The organism is Paraburkholderia aspalathi (assembly GCF_905220735.1).
GTDB classification, from domain to species: domain Bacteria; phylum Pseudomonadota; class Gammaproteobacteria; order Burkholderiales; family Burkholderiaceae; genus Paraburkholderia; species Paraburkholderia aspalathi.
Genome location: NZ_CAJNBA010000002.1, coordinates 838,548 through 853,684, shown reverse-complemented (window position 1 = coordinate 853,684; position 15,137 = coordinate 838,548). Strand labels below are relative to the sequence as shown.

The 15,137-nt window shown below is 62.2% G+C and carries 15 protein-coding genes; all 15 read right to left on the bottom strand.

The annotated features are described in order from the left end of the window. Positions 1–751: 751 nt before the first annotated feature. The 15 genes from hypB to KHO30_RS14505 all read right to left on the bottom strand — a co-directional run bounded on the left by hypB (position 752) and on the right by KHO30_RS14505 (position 15,056). Positions 752–1,780: a hydrogenase nickel incorporation protein HypB gene (gene hypB / locus KHO30_RS14570; RefSeq protein ID WP_211701367.1), complete on the bottom strand. Its 1,029-nt coding sequence runs from the start codon at positions 1,778–1,780 to the stop codon at positions 752–754. Next, the gene (gene hypA / locus KHO30_RS14565) at positions 1,780–2,109 is read right to left on the bottom strand and encodes a hydrogenase maturation nickel metallochaperone HypA (RefSeq protein ID WP_097392783.1); all 330 of its coding nucleotides are present in this window, start codon (positions 2,107–2,109) and stop codon (positions 1,780–1,782) included. The genes hypB and hypA overlap by 1 nt, the downstream gene beginning before the upstream one ends. 18 nt (positions 2,110–2,127) lie before the next feature. After that, on the bottom strand, positions 2,128–3,219 hold the full coding sequence (gene hypE / locus KHO30_RS14560; RefSeq protein ID WP_211701366.1) for a hydrogenase expression/formation protein HypE: 1,092 nt from the start codon (positions 3,217–3,219) through the stop codon (positions 2,128–2,130). After that, positions 3,216–4,496: a hydrogenase formation protein HypD gene (gene hypD, locus KHO30_RS14555; protein WP_211701365.1), complete on the bottom strand. Its 1,281-nt coding sequence runs from the start codon at positions 4,494–4,496 to the stop codon at positions 3,216–3,218. The genes hypE and hypD overlap by 4 nt, the downstream gene beginning before the upstream one ends. Further along, positions 4,493–5,209 (bottom strand): D-sedoheptulose-7-phosphate isomerase, encoded by a 717-nt coding sequence (locus tag KHO30_RS14550; RefSeq protein ID WP_211701364.1) that lies wholly within the window; start codon positions 5,207–5,209, stop codon positions 4,493–4,495. The genes hypD and KHO30_RS14550 overlap by 4 nt, the downstream gene beginning before the upstream one ends. A gap of 30 nt (positions 5,210–5,239) precedes the next feature. Beyond that, positions 5,240–5,557: a HypC/HybG/HupF family hydrogenase formation chaperone gene (locus tag KHO30_RS14545; protein ID WP_093642850.1), complete on the bottom strand. Its 318-nt coding sequence runs from the start codon at positions 5,555–5,557 to the stop codon at positions 5,240–5,242. 90 nt (positions 5,558–5,647) lie between these two features. Further along, positions 5,648–8,059 carry a carbamoyltransferase HypF gene (gene hypF, locus KHO30_RS14540; protein WP_244864032.1) on the bottom strand — a complete coding sequence of 804 codons (2,412 nt, stop codon included), beginning with the start codon at positions 8,057–8,059 and terminating at the stop codon, positions 5,648–5,650. Positions 8,060–8,083: 24 nt separating this feature from the next. Beyond that, positions 8,084–8,185 (bottom strand): DUF6893 family small protein, encoded by a 102-nt coding sequence (locus KHO30_RS39735; RefSeq protein WP_372341842.1) that lies wholly within the window; start codon positions 8,183–8,185, stop codon positions 8,084–8,086. A gap of 73 nt (positions 8,186–8,258) precedes the next feature. Continuing rightward, complete coding sequence (locus tag KHO30_RS14535) at positions 8,259–8,810, bottom strand: hydrogenase maturation protease (RefSeq protein ID WP_211701363.1); 552 nt, start codon at positions 8,808–8,810, stop codon at positions 8,259–8,261. Then, positions 8,807–10,255 (bottom strand): hypothetical protein, encoded by a 1,449-nt coding sequence (locus KHO30_RS14530; RefSeq protein ID WP_211701362.1) that lies wholly within the window; start codon positions 10,253–10,255, stop codon positions 8,807–8,809. The genes KHO30_RS14535 and KHO30_RS14530 overlap by 4 nt, the downstream gene beginning before the upstream one ends. Next, entirely contained in the window at positions 10,252–10,899 is a 648-nt protein-coding gene (locus KHO30_RS14525) for a DUF6084 family protein (protein WP_211701361.1), read from the bottom strand. The genes KHO30_RS14530 and KHO30_RS14525 overlap by 4 nt, the downstream gene beginning before the upstream one ends. After that, positions 10,892–11,527 (bottom strand): DUF5947 family protein, encoded by a 636-nt coding sequence (locus KHO30_RS14520; RefSeq protein WP_211701360.1) that lies wholly within the window; start codon positions 11,525–11,527, stop codon positions 10,892–10,894. The genes KHO30_RS14525 and KHO30_RS14520 overlap by 8 nt, the downstream gene beginning before the upstream one ends. Next, positions 11,524–12,138: a NifU family protein gene (locus KHO30_RS14515; protein WP_211701359.1), complete on the bottom strand. Its 615-nt coding sequence runs from the start codon at positions 12,136–12,138 to the stop codon at positions 11,524–11,526. Before KHO30_RS14515 ends, KHO30_RS14520 begins: the two co-directional genes overlap by 4 nt. Further along, positions 12,135–13,949: a nickel-dependent hydrogenase large subunit gene (locus KHO30_RS14510; RefSeq protein WP_211701358.1), complete on the bottom strand. Its 1,815-nt coding sequence runs from the start codon at positions 13,947–13,949 to the stop codon at positions 12,135–12,137. Before KHO30_RS14510 ends, KHO30_RS14515 begins: the two co-directional genes overlap by 4 nt. A gap of 48 nt (positions 13,950–13,997) precedes the next feature. Continuing rightward, on the bottom strand, positions 13,998–15,056 hold the full coding sequence (locus KHO30_RS14505; protein ID WP_054043013.1) for an NADH-quinone oxidoreductase subunit B family protein: 1,059 nt from the start codon (positions 15,054–15,056) through the stop codon (positions 13,998–14,000). Positions 15,057–15,137 lie beyond the last annotated feature (81 nt).

Here is a 15,137-nt window from a genome sequence, read left to right as displayed (position 1 = left end):
GTGGTCTATTAGTGTTGCCCCTGTGCGGGGCGGCACTTACTTTCTTTGCCGCCGCAAAGAAAGATAAGCAAAGAAAGCGGCTCAAACCGCTAATGCTAAGTGGGCACCGTGGTCTGCTGCGGGTAGTGGTGCGACTGGAATCTGTGTTCTCTCACATTCGGCGTTAGTGACAAAGGAGTCATCAGCTCCCACTCCGCACTGCGTGCGTCGCGGACGGGTCTGCATGGGAAACCACGGGCTTCGGTTGAGGTCTGTGGGGCCGTCGGCTTCGCCTCGGCGAGGCGCCTCTGCATTCGCCCGGGAACCCCCACTTCAAATGATTTGTCGGTGCCCCGCAATCACGGTCACGGTCACGGTCACGGCTGCGGGGGCGATGCAATGACGAGCCACGGCCCGGTGGCGAGGCGGGAGCGTCAAAACGTAGCGGGTGGTTTTATGAACGGCTCTTCGGCGCGCGCAGCGCCGCCGGAAGTATGACGCCCTTGTCACAAGCCCAAGCAGCGGCACGAACACAGATTCCAGTCGCACCACTACCCCAGGCAAACCACGGTGCCCACTTAGCAGGGGCTTCTAGCCGCTTTCTTTTGCCTACTTTTCTTTGCGGCGGCAAAGAAAAGTAGGTGCCCCCCCGCACAGGGGGAACGCTAATAGACCACTAACAAAACAAGGAAAGGCACCAAAGCCAGAACAAGGAAAGGCCAAAGCCCCAGGAACACGGCCAAACAAGCGCCACGCAGGCACAAACAAACCCCTACCGCTTCGCGCAAACCCACCCATACCATGCGTCCATCCCTTCACCACTCTGCGCCGACACCCGCAAAATCTCGATCCCAGGATTGACCCTCCTCGCATAGCCAATACACTTCTCGACATCAAACCGCAAATACGGCAACAGATCGATCTTATTCAGCAACAGCAACGAACAAGCCCGAAACATATGCGGATACTTGATCGGCTTATCCTCACCTTCCGTGACGGAAAGAATCAACACCTTGGCCCCCTCGCCAAGATCGAACAACGCGGGACACACCAGGTTGCCGACATTCTCGATCACCACAACCGAATGCATCGGCGGATCGAGCTGCGTCAGCGCCCGCGACGCCATCTCCGCATCCAGATGACATCCCGTGCCGGTGTTGATCTGAACCACACGTGCCCCGGTGGCGCGAATTCGCTCGGCGTCGTTAAGCGTCGCCTGGTCGCCTTCAATCACCGTGAGCGGCAACGTCTCGCCAAGATCGCGGATCGTGCGCTCGAGCAAGGTAGTCTTGCCCGCGCCCGGTGAACTCATCAGATTCAGCGCGAGAATCGATCGCCCCGCCAGCCAGCCGCGATTACGTTCGGCCAGCAACTGGTTCTTCGCCAGAATGTCCTGCTCCAAGGTGATTGACGTGACATGCTCGCTCCCGTGGTTGTGCGGGTGATCATACATATGGGTGTGATCGTGCGAGTGGTCGCCGTCATGTGAATGCTCATGGGGATGGGAATGCGCGTGGACACCGTCGTGCGAATGCTCATGCTCGTGATGGTGCGGATACTGCGAGTCGTGTGAATGTGGCTGGCCGCGCACGTGCGAGTGGCTCTGCGGATGCAGGTGTGCATGCCCCTGCTCATGTTCAGTCACTCGTCGATACGACGGTTCACGCGTGCCTGCTGCAGCGCCTTCTCGCGTAGCTTGCGATTGCGATTGCGCGTCCACCTGCGCCTGCACCGCCTCCTCCGCATCCAGATCCGTCACCGCCGCGCCCTGCGTATTCGAGCATCCGCATGTCGTACACATCACACCACCTCCATCTGCCGGATCTTCAACTGCTGCCCCGAAATCAGTTCGAGGTTGTCGCTCCCGCATTCGCACTGCCCAAACGGCACATCGATGTCGAGCGTCTCGCCGCACGCAAGGCAACGGGCCTGCCCAGGCATTTCGATGATCTCCAGGGTCGCGCCCTCCACGGCTGTATCTTTCGCGCAGACGTCGAAGCAAAACCGGATCGCGTCCGGCATCACCGCCGACAATCGCCCGATCTCCAGCGTCACCCTTCGCACGCGCGCGCCGTTGGCCTGTTCCGCACAAATCTCGACGACGCTGTTGGCAATGCTCAACTCATGCATGGCGCGCTCCTCCAGCGGTCAGCAGATGCGCGGCAGTTGCTCGCCCACCAGCATGTCGACGATGCGTTGTCCACCGAACGCGGTCTGCATGACGACAAGACCACCCGCGCCCGTCTCTCCGACCTCCACCGCACCGATTGCCGCTGCCTCACGCCCCGCCGGATGCGCGCGCATGGCAGCAAGCACCCGCCCGGCTGCATCGGCGGGCACGAGGGCCACCAGCTTGCCTTCGTTAGCCAGATACAGCGGATCGAGGCCGAGAATCTCGCACGCGCCTTTGACCTCCTCCCGCAACGGCAGGTCCGCTTCGCGCAGCCGTATCGTCACGTTCGAACTCTGTGCGAACTCGTTCAACACCGTCGCGACGCCGCCACGCGTCGCATCGCGCAAACAATGAATCTGCGGGCACGCATCAAGCATCGCGGCGATCAGGCCGTTGAGGGGACAACAATCGCTTTCCACATCGGCTTCCAGGGCAAGCTGCTGACGTGCGACCAGAATCGCCGCGCCATGATCGCCGAGATAACCGTTGACGATCACGACGTCGCCGGGGCGCGCGTTGCGGGCTGAAATCGACACGTCGTGGCGCACCACGCCGATGCCGGCGGTGTTGATAAAGAGCTTGTCCGCGCAACCACGTTCGACCACCTTCGTGTCACCTGTCACGATCGCGACGCCCGCTTCGAGCGCGACTCGCTGCATGCTCGCGGCAACACGCCGCAAGATATCGACGGCAAGACCTTCTTCGATCACCACCGCGCACGAGAGATATAACGGTGTCGCTCCGCATACGGCAAGATCGTTGACCGTTCCCGATACAGCCAGCGTACCGATGTCGCCACCTGGAAAGAACAGCGGATCGACTACGTAGCTATCGGTCGTAAACGCGAGACGGTCTCCATGCGTAGCAAGATCGGCGAGTGTGAAGACGGCCTGATCTTCCAGCGCCGCGAGCGTGGGATTGTCGAAGGTCGAGACGAATACGTCTTCGATCAGATCCCGCATCGCGCGGCCACCGCCGCCATGTGCGAGATTGACGGAGGCGTCGCGTATGTGCGCGACGCGGCGAGGCGCCGTGGGCTGTAGAGGGTCGGGCACGCGGTCGTTCATGAATGGCCTCGCGTGGCCGTCGTAGCGATCGCATCGTCAATCAGCGCAGGCGTGTCAGGCACATCAGGTACAACGGCTACGCCGCTTGCGCCAAGACATGCCGGCGCCATCGCGTCGGCTGATTTTGCACTTTGCCGCGCAACGCGCCGCTCTTCGATCCGCGACGTATCGATACGCCCATAGGTGTAGTAAGCCGCGCAGGCGCCCTCGCTCGACACCATCAGCGAACCGAGCGGCGACTCCGGTGTGCAGGCGGTGCCGAACACCTTGCATTGATGCGGTTTGATCACGCCCTTCAACACCTCTCCACATTGACATGCTTTCGGATCGGCGATCTTCAGGTTCGGCACGTCGAACTTGCGCTCCGCGTCGAAACGGGCAAACGTCTCACGAACCCTGACGCCCGAGTGATCGATCGAACCCAGTCCACGCCATTCGAAGAACTCGCGCGTCTCGAACACGCGCATCACCGCCGACAAAGCCTGCGCATTGCCGTCCTCGGTCACGATCCGGCCATACTGGTTCTCCACCTCGCAGCGCCCTGCTTCGATCTGCCGCAACACCATCCACATCGACTGCAATATATCGAGCGGTTCGAATCCCGCCACCGTAATCGGCTTGCGATAGTGCCGCGCGATGAAATCATAGGGCCGTGTGCCGATCACCATGCTGACGTGCCCCGGGCCAAGAAAGCCATCGAGATGCAAGTCGGGCGAATCGAGAATCGCCTTGATGGTCGGAATGATCGTGATGTGATTGCAGAACAGCGAGAAATTGTGGACCTCTTGCGCGTGAGCCTGCAGGACCGTCATCGCGGTGCTGGGCATGGTCGTCTCGAAGCCCAGGCCGAAGAAAATCACCTCCCGGTCCGGGTTTTGTTGCGCGATCTTCAAAGCGTCGAGCGGCGAATAGACCATCCGCACGTCCGCGCCGTCGGCTTTCGCTTTCAGCAGGCTCTTCTTCGAACCCGGCACACGCATCGCATCGCCGAAGGTCGTAAAGATCACTTCCGGACGCTCGGCCAACGCAACGCAATCGTCGACGCGGCCCATCGGCAGCACACACACCGGGCAACCGGGACCATGCACGAACTCCACCGCATCGGGCAGCATTTGCTGAATACCGTAGCGGAAAATCGTATGGGTATGGCCGCCACACACTTCCATGATCTGCAGCGGCCGTTGTTTGGCGCGCTCAATGCGGGACACCAGTGCGCGGATCTCCTTCTCCAGCGTTTTCGCCTTGTGTGGGTCGCGAAACTCATCGACATATTTCATGGCGCACCTCCCTCCGCCGAGCTGGCCAGTCCAGCCGAACCGGCGAGGCCGCCGCGGTCGTCGGCGAGCAGCGTATGCACGAGGTCCCACAGAATGTGATAAATCGCGACGTGAGTCTCCTGCACGCGATGAATACTGTCGCTTTTCACCACGAGACAGTGATCGACCGCCGCACTGGCAGCCATGCGTCCGCCGTCGTGGCCTGACAGACCGATGGTCAGCAGGCCCATCTCCTTCGCTTTCGCAAAGGCAGTCAGCAGGTTTTCGGAATTTCCGCTGGTCGACACGCCGATCAGCGCGTCGCCACTCCGGCCTTGCGCCACCAGTTGCCGCACGAAAATATGGCTGAAACCGACATCGTTGCCGACAGCGGTCATCATGGCCGTGTCAGCTACGAGGTTGATGGCGGTGAGTGCCGGGCGACCCGTGGTCACCGGATGCAGAAATTCGACGGCAATATGCGAGGCGTCGCAGCTCGAACCGCCGTTGCCCATGGTGAAGAGCCTGCCGTCGCGGCGGTACATCTCCGCAATCGCGCGAGCGATCCGCACTACTGCCGGGCCGTTTTCGTCGAAGAAGCGTTGTTTGGTGTCGACGCTGTCCTGCGCCTTCAGACGCACTGACTCGAGCAACGCCGCGTCGAGCTTGTCCGCGTCCTGGCGTGCGCCGTGCAGGAACGGATACAACGCCTGCAGGGATTCATGTTCGGGCATGCCGGTCTCCGTTGGCTTCCGATCGGACGCTTAAGGCGCGCTGCGCAATTCTTCGCGCAGCTCGTCCTGCAGTTCGCCCACCTTGGCCATGTCGTCCATCTCGCCCTGCGCGACGCCCAGTTCGTGCAATAACGCGAGCGTGCGCGCCGCTTCCTGCTCATCGAGCCGGCTCATCGCGAAGCCCACGTGCACCAGCACCCATTCGCCGACGCACGAGTTCGCCGTCCGTCCCTCGCCGATCACGAAGGCAATGTTGATCACGCGCCGCACACCGCCGACGTTGACGAGCGCGAGATCGTTCGCCGCATCGGTCACTTCGACGATCTGTCCCGGGATGCCCAAACACATGGTGTTCTCCCTTTAACCCGCTTGTGCGCCGCTACTTCTGCACTGCTACTTCCGCGTTACTACCGCTACACCGCCGCCTCAGCGCCACGATCAGAACCCGTCGCGCCCCTTGGCCGCCGCCACGACCGCCTGCCCCAGCGACAACCCACCGTCGTTAGCCGGCACCTGCCGGTGCGTCAGCACCCGAAAACCGGCTGCACCGAGCCGCCCGGCTACCTGTTCGAACAGGATGCGATTCTGGAAAACACCGCCGGACAGCGCCACACTGCGTGCATCGACGGGTCCTGTCAGCAGGTCGGCCAGGCATTCGACCATTCGGACGATCGCAATGGCCAACCCCTTGTGAAACCGCGCTGCGACCACCGGCACGGATGTGCCGCGCAACAGGTCGTCCAGCAAGGTCTCCCACATCGGCTGCGGCTCGATGCACCGCAGACCGTCCGGCATGGTGCTGATGATTTCAAATGGGTAAGCGTGGGCGTCGCTGTCGTTTCGCAGCGCGTGCAGATCGACCAGCGCCTCGAGCTCGATAGCCGCCTGCCCTTCGTAAAGCACGCGCTCCCGGCACACGCCGAGTGTCGCCGCCACGGCGTCGAACAGACGCCCCACAGAGCTTGCCAGCGGACTATTGACGCGTTTCGCGATCATCGTATCGAGCGCGTCGCGCGGACGGCTGCTGAGGAACTGCTGTATGTCGAGTCCCGCGTATTGCCGCGTGAAGCCGCGCCAATCGAAAGCCGCCAGCAGATGCGCGTAAGCGTTGCGCCACGGTTCGTCTACGGCACGTGTGCCGCCGGGCATCGCAACCGGTTTGAATCTCCCGAGACGCGTGAAGCCGCGATAATCCGTCAGCATGAACTCTCCGCCCCACAGCGTGCCGTCGTCGCCATAACCGAGACCGTCGAGCGCGACGCCGAGCATCGGCAGCGCATCGAGCGCCACGCCGTTTTCCGCCATGCACGCGGCGAGATGCGCGTGATGGTGTTGCACTTCGACCGCCGGGACCTGCCATGTTTGTGCGAGGTCATAGCCGATCTTGCGCGACAGGTACTCGGGATGAAAGTCGAGCGCCACCGCCTGCGGTTCATGTTCGAACAGGCGCAGATACTGCGCCACCGAGCGACGATAGTCCGCATAGGTCAGCGCGTCTTCCAGATCGCCGAGATGATGCGAGACGATTGCCTGCGCATTGCCCGCAAGGCAGAAGGTGTTCTTGAGTTCGCCGCCCATTGCCAGCACCGCCGGCGTTTCGGCGAAGTCCGCCGGCAACCGCAACGGAGCAGGCGCATAGCCACGCGCGCGACGCAGCACACGCGGTTCGCCGTGCACCACGCGGGTCACCGAATCGTCGACCCGGCGTGCGATATCGCGATCGTGCATCAGGAAAACATCGGCAATACGGCCGAGACGCGCTCGGGCATCCACGTTGTCGATACACGGCGGTTCGTCGCTCGTGTTGCCGCTCGTCACCACGAGTGCCGTGTCGATCGACTCCATCAGCAACCGATGCAACGGCGTGGACGGCAGCATGAAACCGAGCGTGCCCACACCCGGCGCGACGCCAGATGCGACGCACTCCGCGCCGTCGGCGCGCAGGATGACGATGGGTCCTGCCGCGCTCTGCAGCAGCGCGAGCTCTGTCTCGTCGGGTTTGCAATAGCGGCGTACGGCCTGCAGGTCGCGCGCCATCAGTGCAAACGGTTTGCGCTCGCGCCGTTTCAATTGACGCAAACGGGCGACCGCGGCTTCATCGCAGGCGTCGCAGGCAAGCTGAAAACCACCCAGGCCTTTGATCGCGACGATCGAACCATGCCGCAACAGCAGGCTTGCCGCACGACAGGGATCGTCACCATCAGCCCGTGCGCCGTGCCGGGTTTCCAGCCAGACACGCGGGCCGCATACAGGACACGCAACCGGTTGCGCGTGAAAGCGTCGGTCGGCGGGATTCTCGTACTCGGCGCGGCACGCATCACAGAGGTCGAAAGCAGCCATGGTTGTGTTGGCGCGATCGTAGGGAATGGCCTGGACGATCGAAAGACGTGGTCCGCAATGCGTGCAGTTCGTAAACGGATAACGGTAACGGCGATTCGCCGGGTCGGCGATCTCAGCGGCACAGTCCGCGCAGATCACTGCGTCAGGCGTGATCCCGGTCTGCACATGGCCGGTCTCGCTCGCCAGGATACGGAAATCGCTGGCCTCGGCCGCTTCACTCAGTTGATGCCGCTCGATGGCGTCGATGCGTGCGAGCGGCGGACACTCCACGCTCAGGCTTTCGATGAAACGCTGCAGCATCCACGCATCGCCCCACGCATGAATCAGCACGCCGTCGCTATCGTTGCGCACGTCGCCGACCACACCGCACGCATGCGCGAGCCGCCATACGGTCGGGCGAAAGCCGACGCCTTGCACCAGTCCGCGCACACGGATTTCCTCACCGACCGGTCCGTGAACCATCGGGAGTGGAGGTGAAGACTGTCCTGCAGGCTGTGAATGCGTGCTCATGGCCACCTCCCTGACTGTTGTCGCCTACATGTTGCGGATACGGATATAGCGCTTGATGTCCTTCATATTCGCCATCACGCCCAGCACCAACGCCGGCAACAAGAGGTACTTCAGAAAGCCTTTCATGACGCCTCCCACTTCAGTTATTTCACACCGTATCCGTGACGGCCCACCGCTTAGCCGCCCGCAGCCCGAGCGCTCAGGCGGCTCGCGCGGGCAACCGTTCCATCCTTGCCATCACAAGCGTCACAGCCAGTTCGACCGCCTGCTCGACGACCGCCGCCACCGTGCCGCTCAACCCCATCCTGCCTTCCTCGCCGTGCTCGAACCCGAAGTCTTGCGGCTCGCACCCGAGCACGACAATGTCCTCGCAGCCACCGCCCAGCATCCGCACCGTTTGCAGCACTTTGGCCGGATCCATTTCGTGCGGCGACATCAGAATCGGCGCCGCATACGGATCGCCCGGCTCATCGCCGGCGGCATTTTCCACGGACGGCTCGATCACATACAGCGTGCCCGGCGCGCCGCCGCGCTGCGTCGTGTCGATCAGAATCGCGCTGTCCACGCCGTCGAGCAGCGCATAGCAGAGATCGATGCCGCGAATGCCGAAGTCCGCCACGCTCACGCCATCAGCGAACGCCGGCAATTCCCCGGCCGCCAGTTTCTCCCGCAGTCGGCGCACCACTTCGACGCCGAAACCATCGTCGCCGAGAAACACATTGCCGATGCCCGCCACCAGAATCGCGCTCATGCGTGCCCTCCTTTACGACTCGGTTGACTGAACGAGCCGAATGGCCTGGACGGGCCGGCGCCACTGACCAGGGGCTCGATCTCGTCCGGGCCGAAGAAGAAGCGATGGCCGGGCATGCGCTGCAGGCCGAAGTCTTTGCCGGGATCGTCGTCGACCGTCACGGCAACGTGCACGTGATCGTCGAAATCGCGCTCGATCGATTCGATCGTGGCAACCATGCCGCTCAGTGCGATATCGAAGATGTCCGCGCGACCGCGTGGACGCAAACGCACCTGATCGCCGATCCGGATCTCGACGCCCGCCACCCGCACGCAAGCCAGATGCGGCCGCGCGTCGAGTTCCGCCCATGGTGAGACCGGCATGGCGGGTGTTTCCAGCGGTGAGAATCCGCCGACACTCGCCCCGTCGAGTACGCGCACCTGCCGTAACGTGCCATGCAATTTTTCCATCTGCTCGGCACCGAGACTTTCGGTACGTGCCAACAAGGCACGCGCACGCTCGTCTGTGGCGATCATTTCGCGCTTTTCGTCGTCGGTCATGGTGAGAATGCGCAGCGTGAGGATTTCGTCGATCTCCGTGGAGTCGAATAGATCGCCGGCACTTTCAGGTGCAATCTGCGGGAAGTCGTACAGAATGATCGGCGAAGCGAGCATCGTGTCGGGTTGTTGTTCGTCACCCACGAGAACGGGCCACACGCCGATATTGCGGCTCGCGGCAGCCGCCGCGGCCAGCTCCGTGGGCGGATCGATGGAAGAAATCCACGTGCCGCCCTCGACGGTCAGTACCGTATGACAGGACACCAGCGCGTATAGGGAAGCCGCATCGCGCTTCAATTCGTGGGCATTGTCGAGCGGGGTCTCGTTGACGATACGCACCGTCAAACGATAAACGCCGGCGGCTACACTCGCGGCGCTCAATTCGACATGGCCTTGCAGCGAAGTGCGGATACGGCGCAGAGCGCCACGCAGCGTGCCTTGCCTGTCAGCGAGCGGTTCGAGATCGCTGGCGGCATCGAACGAAAAGGCGATCCGCAGCGGTGCGTCAAGCAATTCGCCCATCATCAGAACCGGCATGGCGATGTGCCGCTCGGCCGCTTCCTGCCATGGGGTGTAGCGCCGCTCGTCGACATCGAGCACGGGCACAGTGCGCCAGGCCGGCTCGCCTGACTCCGGCCGCGCGGCGGACCCCTCGTCCACGTCGAGCACCATCCGCTCGATCACCTGCAGAAAACCGGGCCGCACGGCCACGCGGGTGTGCTCGTCGCCGCGCAGCAGACACTCAGTTTGCGTCACCCACGGATCGCTACCCGACGCCTCGGCATAGGCGCGCGGATACACGCCGCCGAAGGTCCAGCGTTGCCGGTTCTTTACCGAAGTCGGCCGGTATGGATACAGCATGTAGCCTTCGTACAGCACCGCCTGAACCACGCTCTCGACCGCATTCACGATATGTCCTCCTCGACGCCGTCGAGCAGGCTCGACACCGCCTGCTCCCAGCTCGTGAGACCCCGCCTGCTTTTGTAATGCGAGAGGCGATCGAAGACGTCCCGATGCAAACACAGCCAGGCGCCGTTCGGGTAGTAGCGGGTCATCATGTCGCGCCATAGCGCGACGGGTAGCCGGTACGCCGCTTCCTTGTGCCATGGAATCGGCGCGGCCTGCAACGCGCCGTCGTCTTCGCGATAGAACACCGTGCCGCTGAATTGCAGCATCAGTGGAATCTCGCCTTCTTCAAGGCCGTGAAAATATTTGGTTGCGGCCACATTGAAGTCGTAGCTGCATGGCACCGGCAAATCGAGCGTGCATTCGCCGGTAAACGGTGGCGCGACTATCGACGTATGCGCCCATAGCAGCGTGCGCAGCGTCTCGCCCCAACGCGGCGGCGAGCCGAACAGATCTTCGAGTCCGTACTGCTCGGCGGGCGCGTAGCGGCGCTGCGTTGCTTCGATCTGGATCTGGCATTGCAACGTGATGCTGGCGATCTCTTCCAGCGCCGGGGTATTGGCGATACGCAGCCTGAACGTCAGCAGCGGCGCTGCGGCGAACGGCACGACTTCCGCCGACTCGACAGTGAACCCGAGATCAGGCATGGAGCAGGCCCTCCGGCACGCGGCCATGGGCCTTCAGTGCGGCGAAGAAACGATGAATCGAATCCCACGCCTCCCTGCCGCCGGACAGTCCGCGCCACCGCGCGCGAATCACGCCGGTTAGCGCGTAGCACTGGTCAATCGGCACACGGTAGTAATCGCGCGCGCCTTCGCTGCGGTTGACCAGCAGCGCTTCGACGTCGGGTTGCAGTTGCGCGAGCAACGGGTTTTCCGCGACCAGTTCGTCCCACGCCCGCAGTTCCAGTAACGATTGCGTGCCGCCGGCGGGTCCAGGATACAGCGCCACGACGCGTTGCGCCGCGCTGTCATGAAAGAAGAACGCGATATCGATAGGAATCGCCAGCGCGTCCCATTGCGCATCGCTCATGCGAAAACCGTTGAGATAGTGCGCGTCGCGCGGCACCGGACGATAGCGCGCATTCTGCTGACTGCCGAACAGCAGCGCGCACGCGCGGCAACAGCAAAAGAGCTGTCGTTTGGCGGTTTCGAACAGATGCGGATGATCGGGCAGTAGCGGCAGGCCGCACAACTCGCACTGGATCTCGTCGGCTTTGCGCACGAATTGGCGCAGCCGCGCGACCCAGCCGCGTGTCGGAGCGGCGGGCGTCATTGCGCGCCGGCCTCGGTCCGGCTTGCTACCTCATTTGCTACCTGATTTGTCACGTCCTTTGCTACGTCATCCGCCGCCTCGGTGTGATGCGGCACAAAGCGCAGCTCGTGCACATTGACGTCCGTCAGACCTGCAATCTCAACACGCATCGCTTCCGGCGCCGCTTCGAAAATCGCGCGTTCGATTTCCTGCTGCAATTCGCCCACTGAGTTGTGCTTGCCCTGCAGACGGCCGGCCACGCGCACACGCACGGCCTCCTCCGCGGCGTCGAGCAACTCGATCTGGATGCCCTGTACGCCAAGCAACGGCCGCATCTTCTCGACTGCACGCGACACGCGCGTCGGCAGATCCTGCGGATGCAAGCCGTGCAACAGCAGCAACGCGGACACACCGGCGTCGCGCTCGAACGCTTCGATCATGGCGTCGTCCATCACGCCCGCCTCGGACACGATCTCCATCAGCCGTGCGAGCCCGTTCGTATGCAGATCGAGAACGACCTGCAGCAGTTCTTTCGCCGGCTCACGCGCGCGCGGATCCTCAAGCGCCTCGAGCGCCGCAATCAGTTCGTCGATGCGGCGTTGCTGGGCGACGACCGCGCTCTCGTTGCTCACGTGTGCGCTCCCTGCATCACGCCAAAGGTCGGCGAGTGCGACGTATCGATCGTCTTGCCGTTGCCGACGTACATATGCACGCCGCACGGCAGGCACGGGTCGAAGCTGCGCACCGCGCGCATGATGTCGATGCCCTTGAACTTGTCCGGCCCGTTCTCTTCGAAGATCGGCGTGTTCTGCACCGCGTCTTCATAGGGCCCAGGCGTACCGTAGATATCGCGCGGATTGGCGTTCCACGGTGTGGGCGGATACGGATGATAGTTGGCGATCTTGCCGTCGCGGATCACGAGGTGATGCGAGAGCACGCCGCGCACTGCTTCATGGAAACCGCAGCCAATGCCCTCTTCCGGCACCGTGAAGTCGCTGAACGTGCGAGTGCGTCCCGCGTGCAATTCGGCCAGCGCCTGCTCGGCAAAGTACAAGGCCGCAGCCGCCGAATACGCCTGGAAATACGTGCGGGCGCGATCGCGTTCGATCGCATTGCTCCACTTCGGAATCTTCCATTCGAACTCGACTTCGGGCTTGAGCGCGGTTTTCGGCAAATAGATCTTCACGCTGTGACCCGTCGCCTTGATGTAGCCGATATCGACCAGACCCGCCAACGCGGTGGCCCACAAGCGCGCGATCGGTCCACCGCCGGTGTCGAGCGCAAGGTGATCGCCGGTGCGCTTGTCGAGCCAGCGCGGCGACATCACCCACGTGTAGTTGCCGTCGAATTTGCGCTTCTGCGGATGCGGCAGCGTGGTCTGATTCCACGGATGCTTACGGTCCACCGGATTGCCGAGCGGATCGTTCTTGACGAAGGTCTCTTCGTGATCCCAGTCGTCGTAATAGGAACTGCCCAGCAGGATGCGGATGTTCAGGTTGATATCGACGAGATCGGTCGTCACCAGTTCGCCGTCCACCACCACGCCCGGGGTGACGAACATGCCACGGCCCCATTGCGTCATCGTGTTGTAGTTGTAGTCGCACACATTCGGGTCCTGGAACGACCCCCAGCAACCGAGCAGAATGCGACGGCGGCCGACTTCTTCGTAACCCGGCAGCGCTTCATAGAAGAAGTCGAACAGATCGTCATGCAACGGCACGACTTTCTTCATGAACTCGACGTACTTCATCAAGCGCGTGATGTAGTCCGTGAACAGCTGAATGGTCGGCACCGTCCCCACACCACCGGGATAAAGCGTCGACGGATGCACGTGACGTCCTTCCATCAGGCAGAACATCTCGCGTGTATAGCGGCTGACCATCAAGGTCTCGCGATAGAACTCGCCAGTGAACGGATTGAGCGCGGTCATGATGTCCGCGATGGTTTTATAGCCGTGCTTGTCCGCGTGCGGCGCAGGTGTTTTCTGTGCCTTGTCCCACACGCCGGGATTGGTTTCCTTGACCATCCTCTCGCAGAAATCCACGCCTACGAGGTTGTCCTGGAAGATGTTGTGGTCGAACATGTATTCGGCCGCTTCGCCCAGATTGACGATCCATTCGGCAATCGCCGGCGGCTTCACACCGTAGGCCATGTTCTGCGCGTACACCGAACAGGTCGCGTGGTTGTCACCGCAGATTCCGCAGATGCGGCTCGTGATGAAGTGTGCGTCGCGCGGGTCTTTGCCCTTCATGAAAATGCTGTAGCCACGAAAGATCGACGACGTGCTGTAGCACTCCGCCACGCGGCGGTTCGCAAAATCGATTTTGGTGTAAATCCCCAGACTGCCGACGATCCGCGTAATCGGATCCCAGTTCATCTCGACCAGCTTGCCCGGCGCTGCCTGGGTACTGGTGGTCGCTTCAGGTGCGGTACTAACGGCCATGACCTTCTCCCTGCTGACAAGTCGAATTCCGCCAACTACGCCGCCAGATCAGCGACGATAGCCGGTAGTGAGTTTCGAACCGTTGTGACGCCATTTCGGCTCGTCGTTGAGCGTGTTCCTGGTCAGCTTGCGCAGACTGCGAATCAGCGGCCCATAACTCTTGATGAGATTCGACGACAGCACCGCTCCCGGCGGCTCATCCATGAACGGCATGAACTTGTCGGGAAAGCCTGGCATCGTGCAGCCAATGCAAATCCCCCCTACATTCGGACAGCCGCCAATGCCGGCCATCCAGCCGCGCTTGGGCACGTTGCACTGCACGACCGGCCCCCAGCAACCCAGCTTGACGATGCAATTCGGGCTGCCGTATTCGGTGGCGAAGATCGCCTGCTCGTAGGAGCCCGCGCGATCGCAACCGTCGTGAACCGTGCGTGTAAACAACCACCTCGGCCGCAGCGCTTCGTCGAGCGGAATCATCGGCGCGAGACCCGCCAGTTGGTAGAGCAGATAGAGCAACGTCTCCATGAAGTTGTCCGGCTGCACCGGACAACCCGGCACGTTGACGATCGGCAGGCCCGCTTTCGACTTCCAGTCCCAGCCGAGATAGTCGGCGAGGCCCATGCAGCCGGTCGGATTGCCTTCCATCGCGTGAATGCCGCCGTAGGTCGCGCAGGTGCCCGCGCCGACCACCGCCAGAGCACGCGGCGCAAGCCGGTCGAGCCATTGCGGAATCGTGATCGGTTCCTGCGTATCGGGGTCGGTGCCCAGTGCGGCCCAATATCCTTCACGATTGATACGTTCGTTTGGAATCGATCCTTCCATTACCAGCACGAAGTTCTCAAGCTCGCCACGCGCGGCCTGATGAAACGGCTTGAGAAACTCGTCGCCGTTTTCATACGCCAATACGGGGTTATGCAAATGCACCTTTGGTAGACCGGGAATAGCACCAAGAATTACATCCTCGATGCTCGGCTGAGTCGCCGCGGTAATTGATACCGAATCACCGTCGCAGCCGAGGCCCGCGGTAATCCAGATGATGTGCACTTCCTTGAGAGCCGGCGCGTGCTGAGTCTTGCGCCCATAGGGGACGTTGTCTGCTTCTGCCATGATGAGTGTCTCCACTGCGAACCACGTTCTTTTCAGGTCAGGCAAAGATACGTGGCGAGTGCCGCACGGCAGTCACGTGTC

Excerpts from the sequence above, each read along its gene's own strand:
- hypB (WP_211701367.1), bottom strand. The coding sequence starts at position 1,780 with ATGTGTACGACATGCGGATGCTCGAATACGCAGGGCGCGGCGGTGACG.
- hypA (WP_097392783.1), bottom strand. The coding sequence starts at position 2,109 with ATGCATGAGTTGAGCATTGCCAACAGCGTCGTCGAGATTTGTGCGGAA.
- hypE (WP_211701366.1), bottom strand. The coding sequence starts at position 3,219 with ATGAACGACCGCGTGCCCGACCCTCTACAGCCCACGGCGCCTCGCCGC.
- hypD (WP_211701365.1), bottom strand. The coding sequence starts at position 4,496 with ATGAAATATGTCGATGAGTTTCGCGACCCACACAAGGCGAAAACGCTG.
- KHO30_RS14550 (WP_211701364.1), bottom strand. The coding sequence starts at position 5,209 with ATGCCCGAACATGAATCCCTGCAGGCGTTGTATCCGTTCCTGCACGGC.
- KHO30_RS14545 (WP_093642850.1), bottom strand. The coding sequence starts at position 5,557 with ATGTGTTTGGGCATCCCGGGACAGATCGTCGAAGTGACCGATGCGGCG.
- hypF (WP_244864032.1), bottom strand. The coding sequence starts at position 8,059 with ATGAGCACGCATTCACAGCCTGCAGGACAGTCTTCACCTCCACTCCCG.
- KHO30_RS39735 (WP_372341842.1), bottom strand. The coding sequence starts at position 8,185 with ATGAAAGGCTTTCTGAAGTACCTCTTGTTGCCGGCGTTGGTGCTGGGC.
- KHO30_RS14535 (WP_211701363.1), bottom strand. The coding sequence starts at position 8,810 with ATGAGCGCGATTCTGGTGGCGGGCATCGGCAATGTGTTTCTCGGCGAC.
- KHO30_RS14525 (WP_211701361.1), bottom strand. The coding sequence starts at position 10,899 with ATGCCTGATCTCGGGTTCACTGTCGAGTCGGCGGAAGTCGTGCCGTTC.
- KHO30_RS14520 (WP_211701360.1), bottom strand. The coding sequence starts at position 11,527 with ATGACGCCCGCCGCTCCGACACGCGGCTGGGTCGCGCGGCTGCGCCAA.
- KHO30_RS14510 (WP_211701358.1), bottom strand. The coding sequence starts at position 13,949 with ATGGCCGTTAGTACCGCACCTGAAGCGACCACCAGTACCCAGGCAGCG.
- KHO30_RS14505 (WP_054043013.1), bottom strand. The coding sequence starts at position 15,056 with ATGGCAGAAGCAGACAACGTCCCCTATGGGCGCAAGACTCAGCACGCG.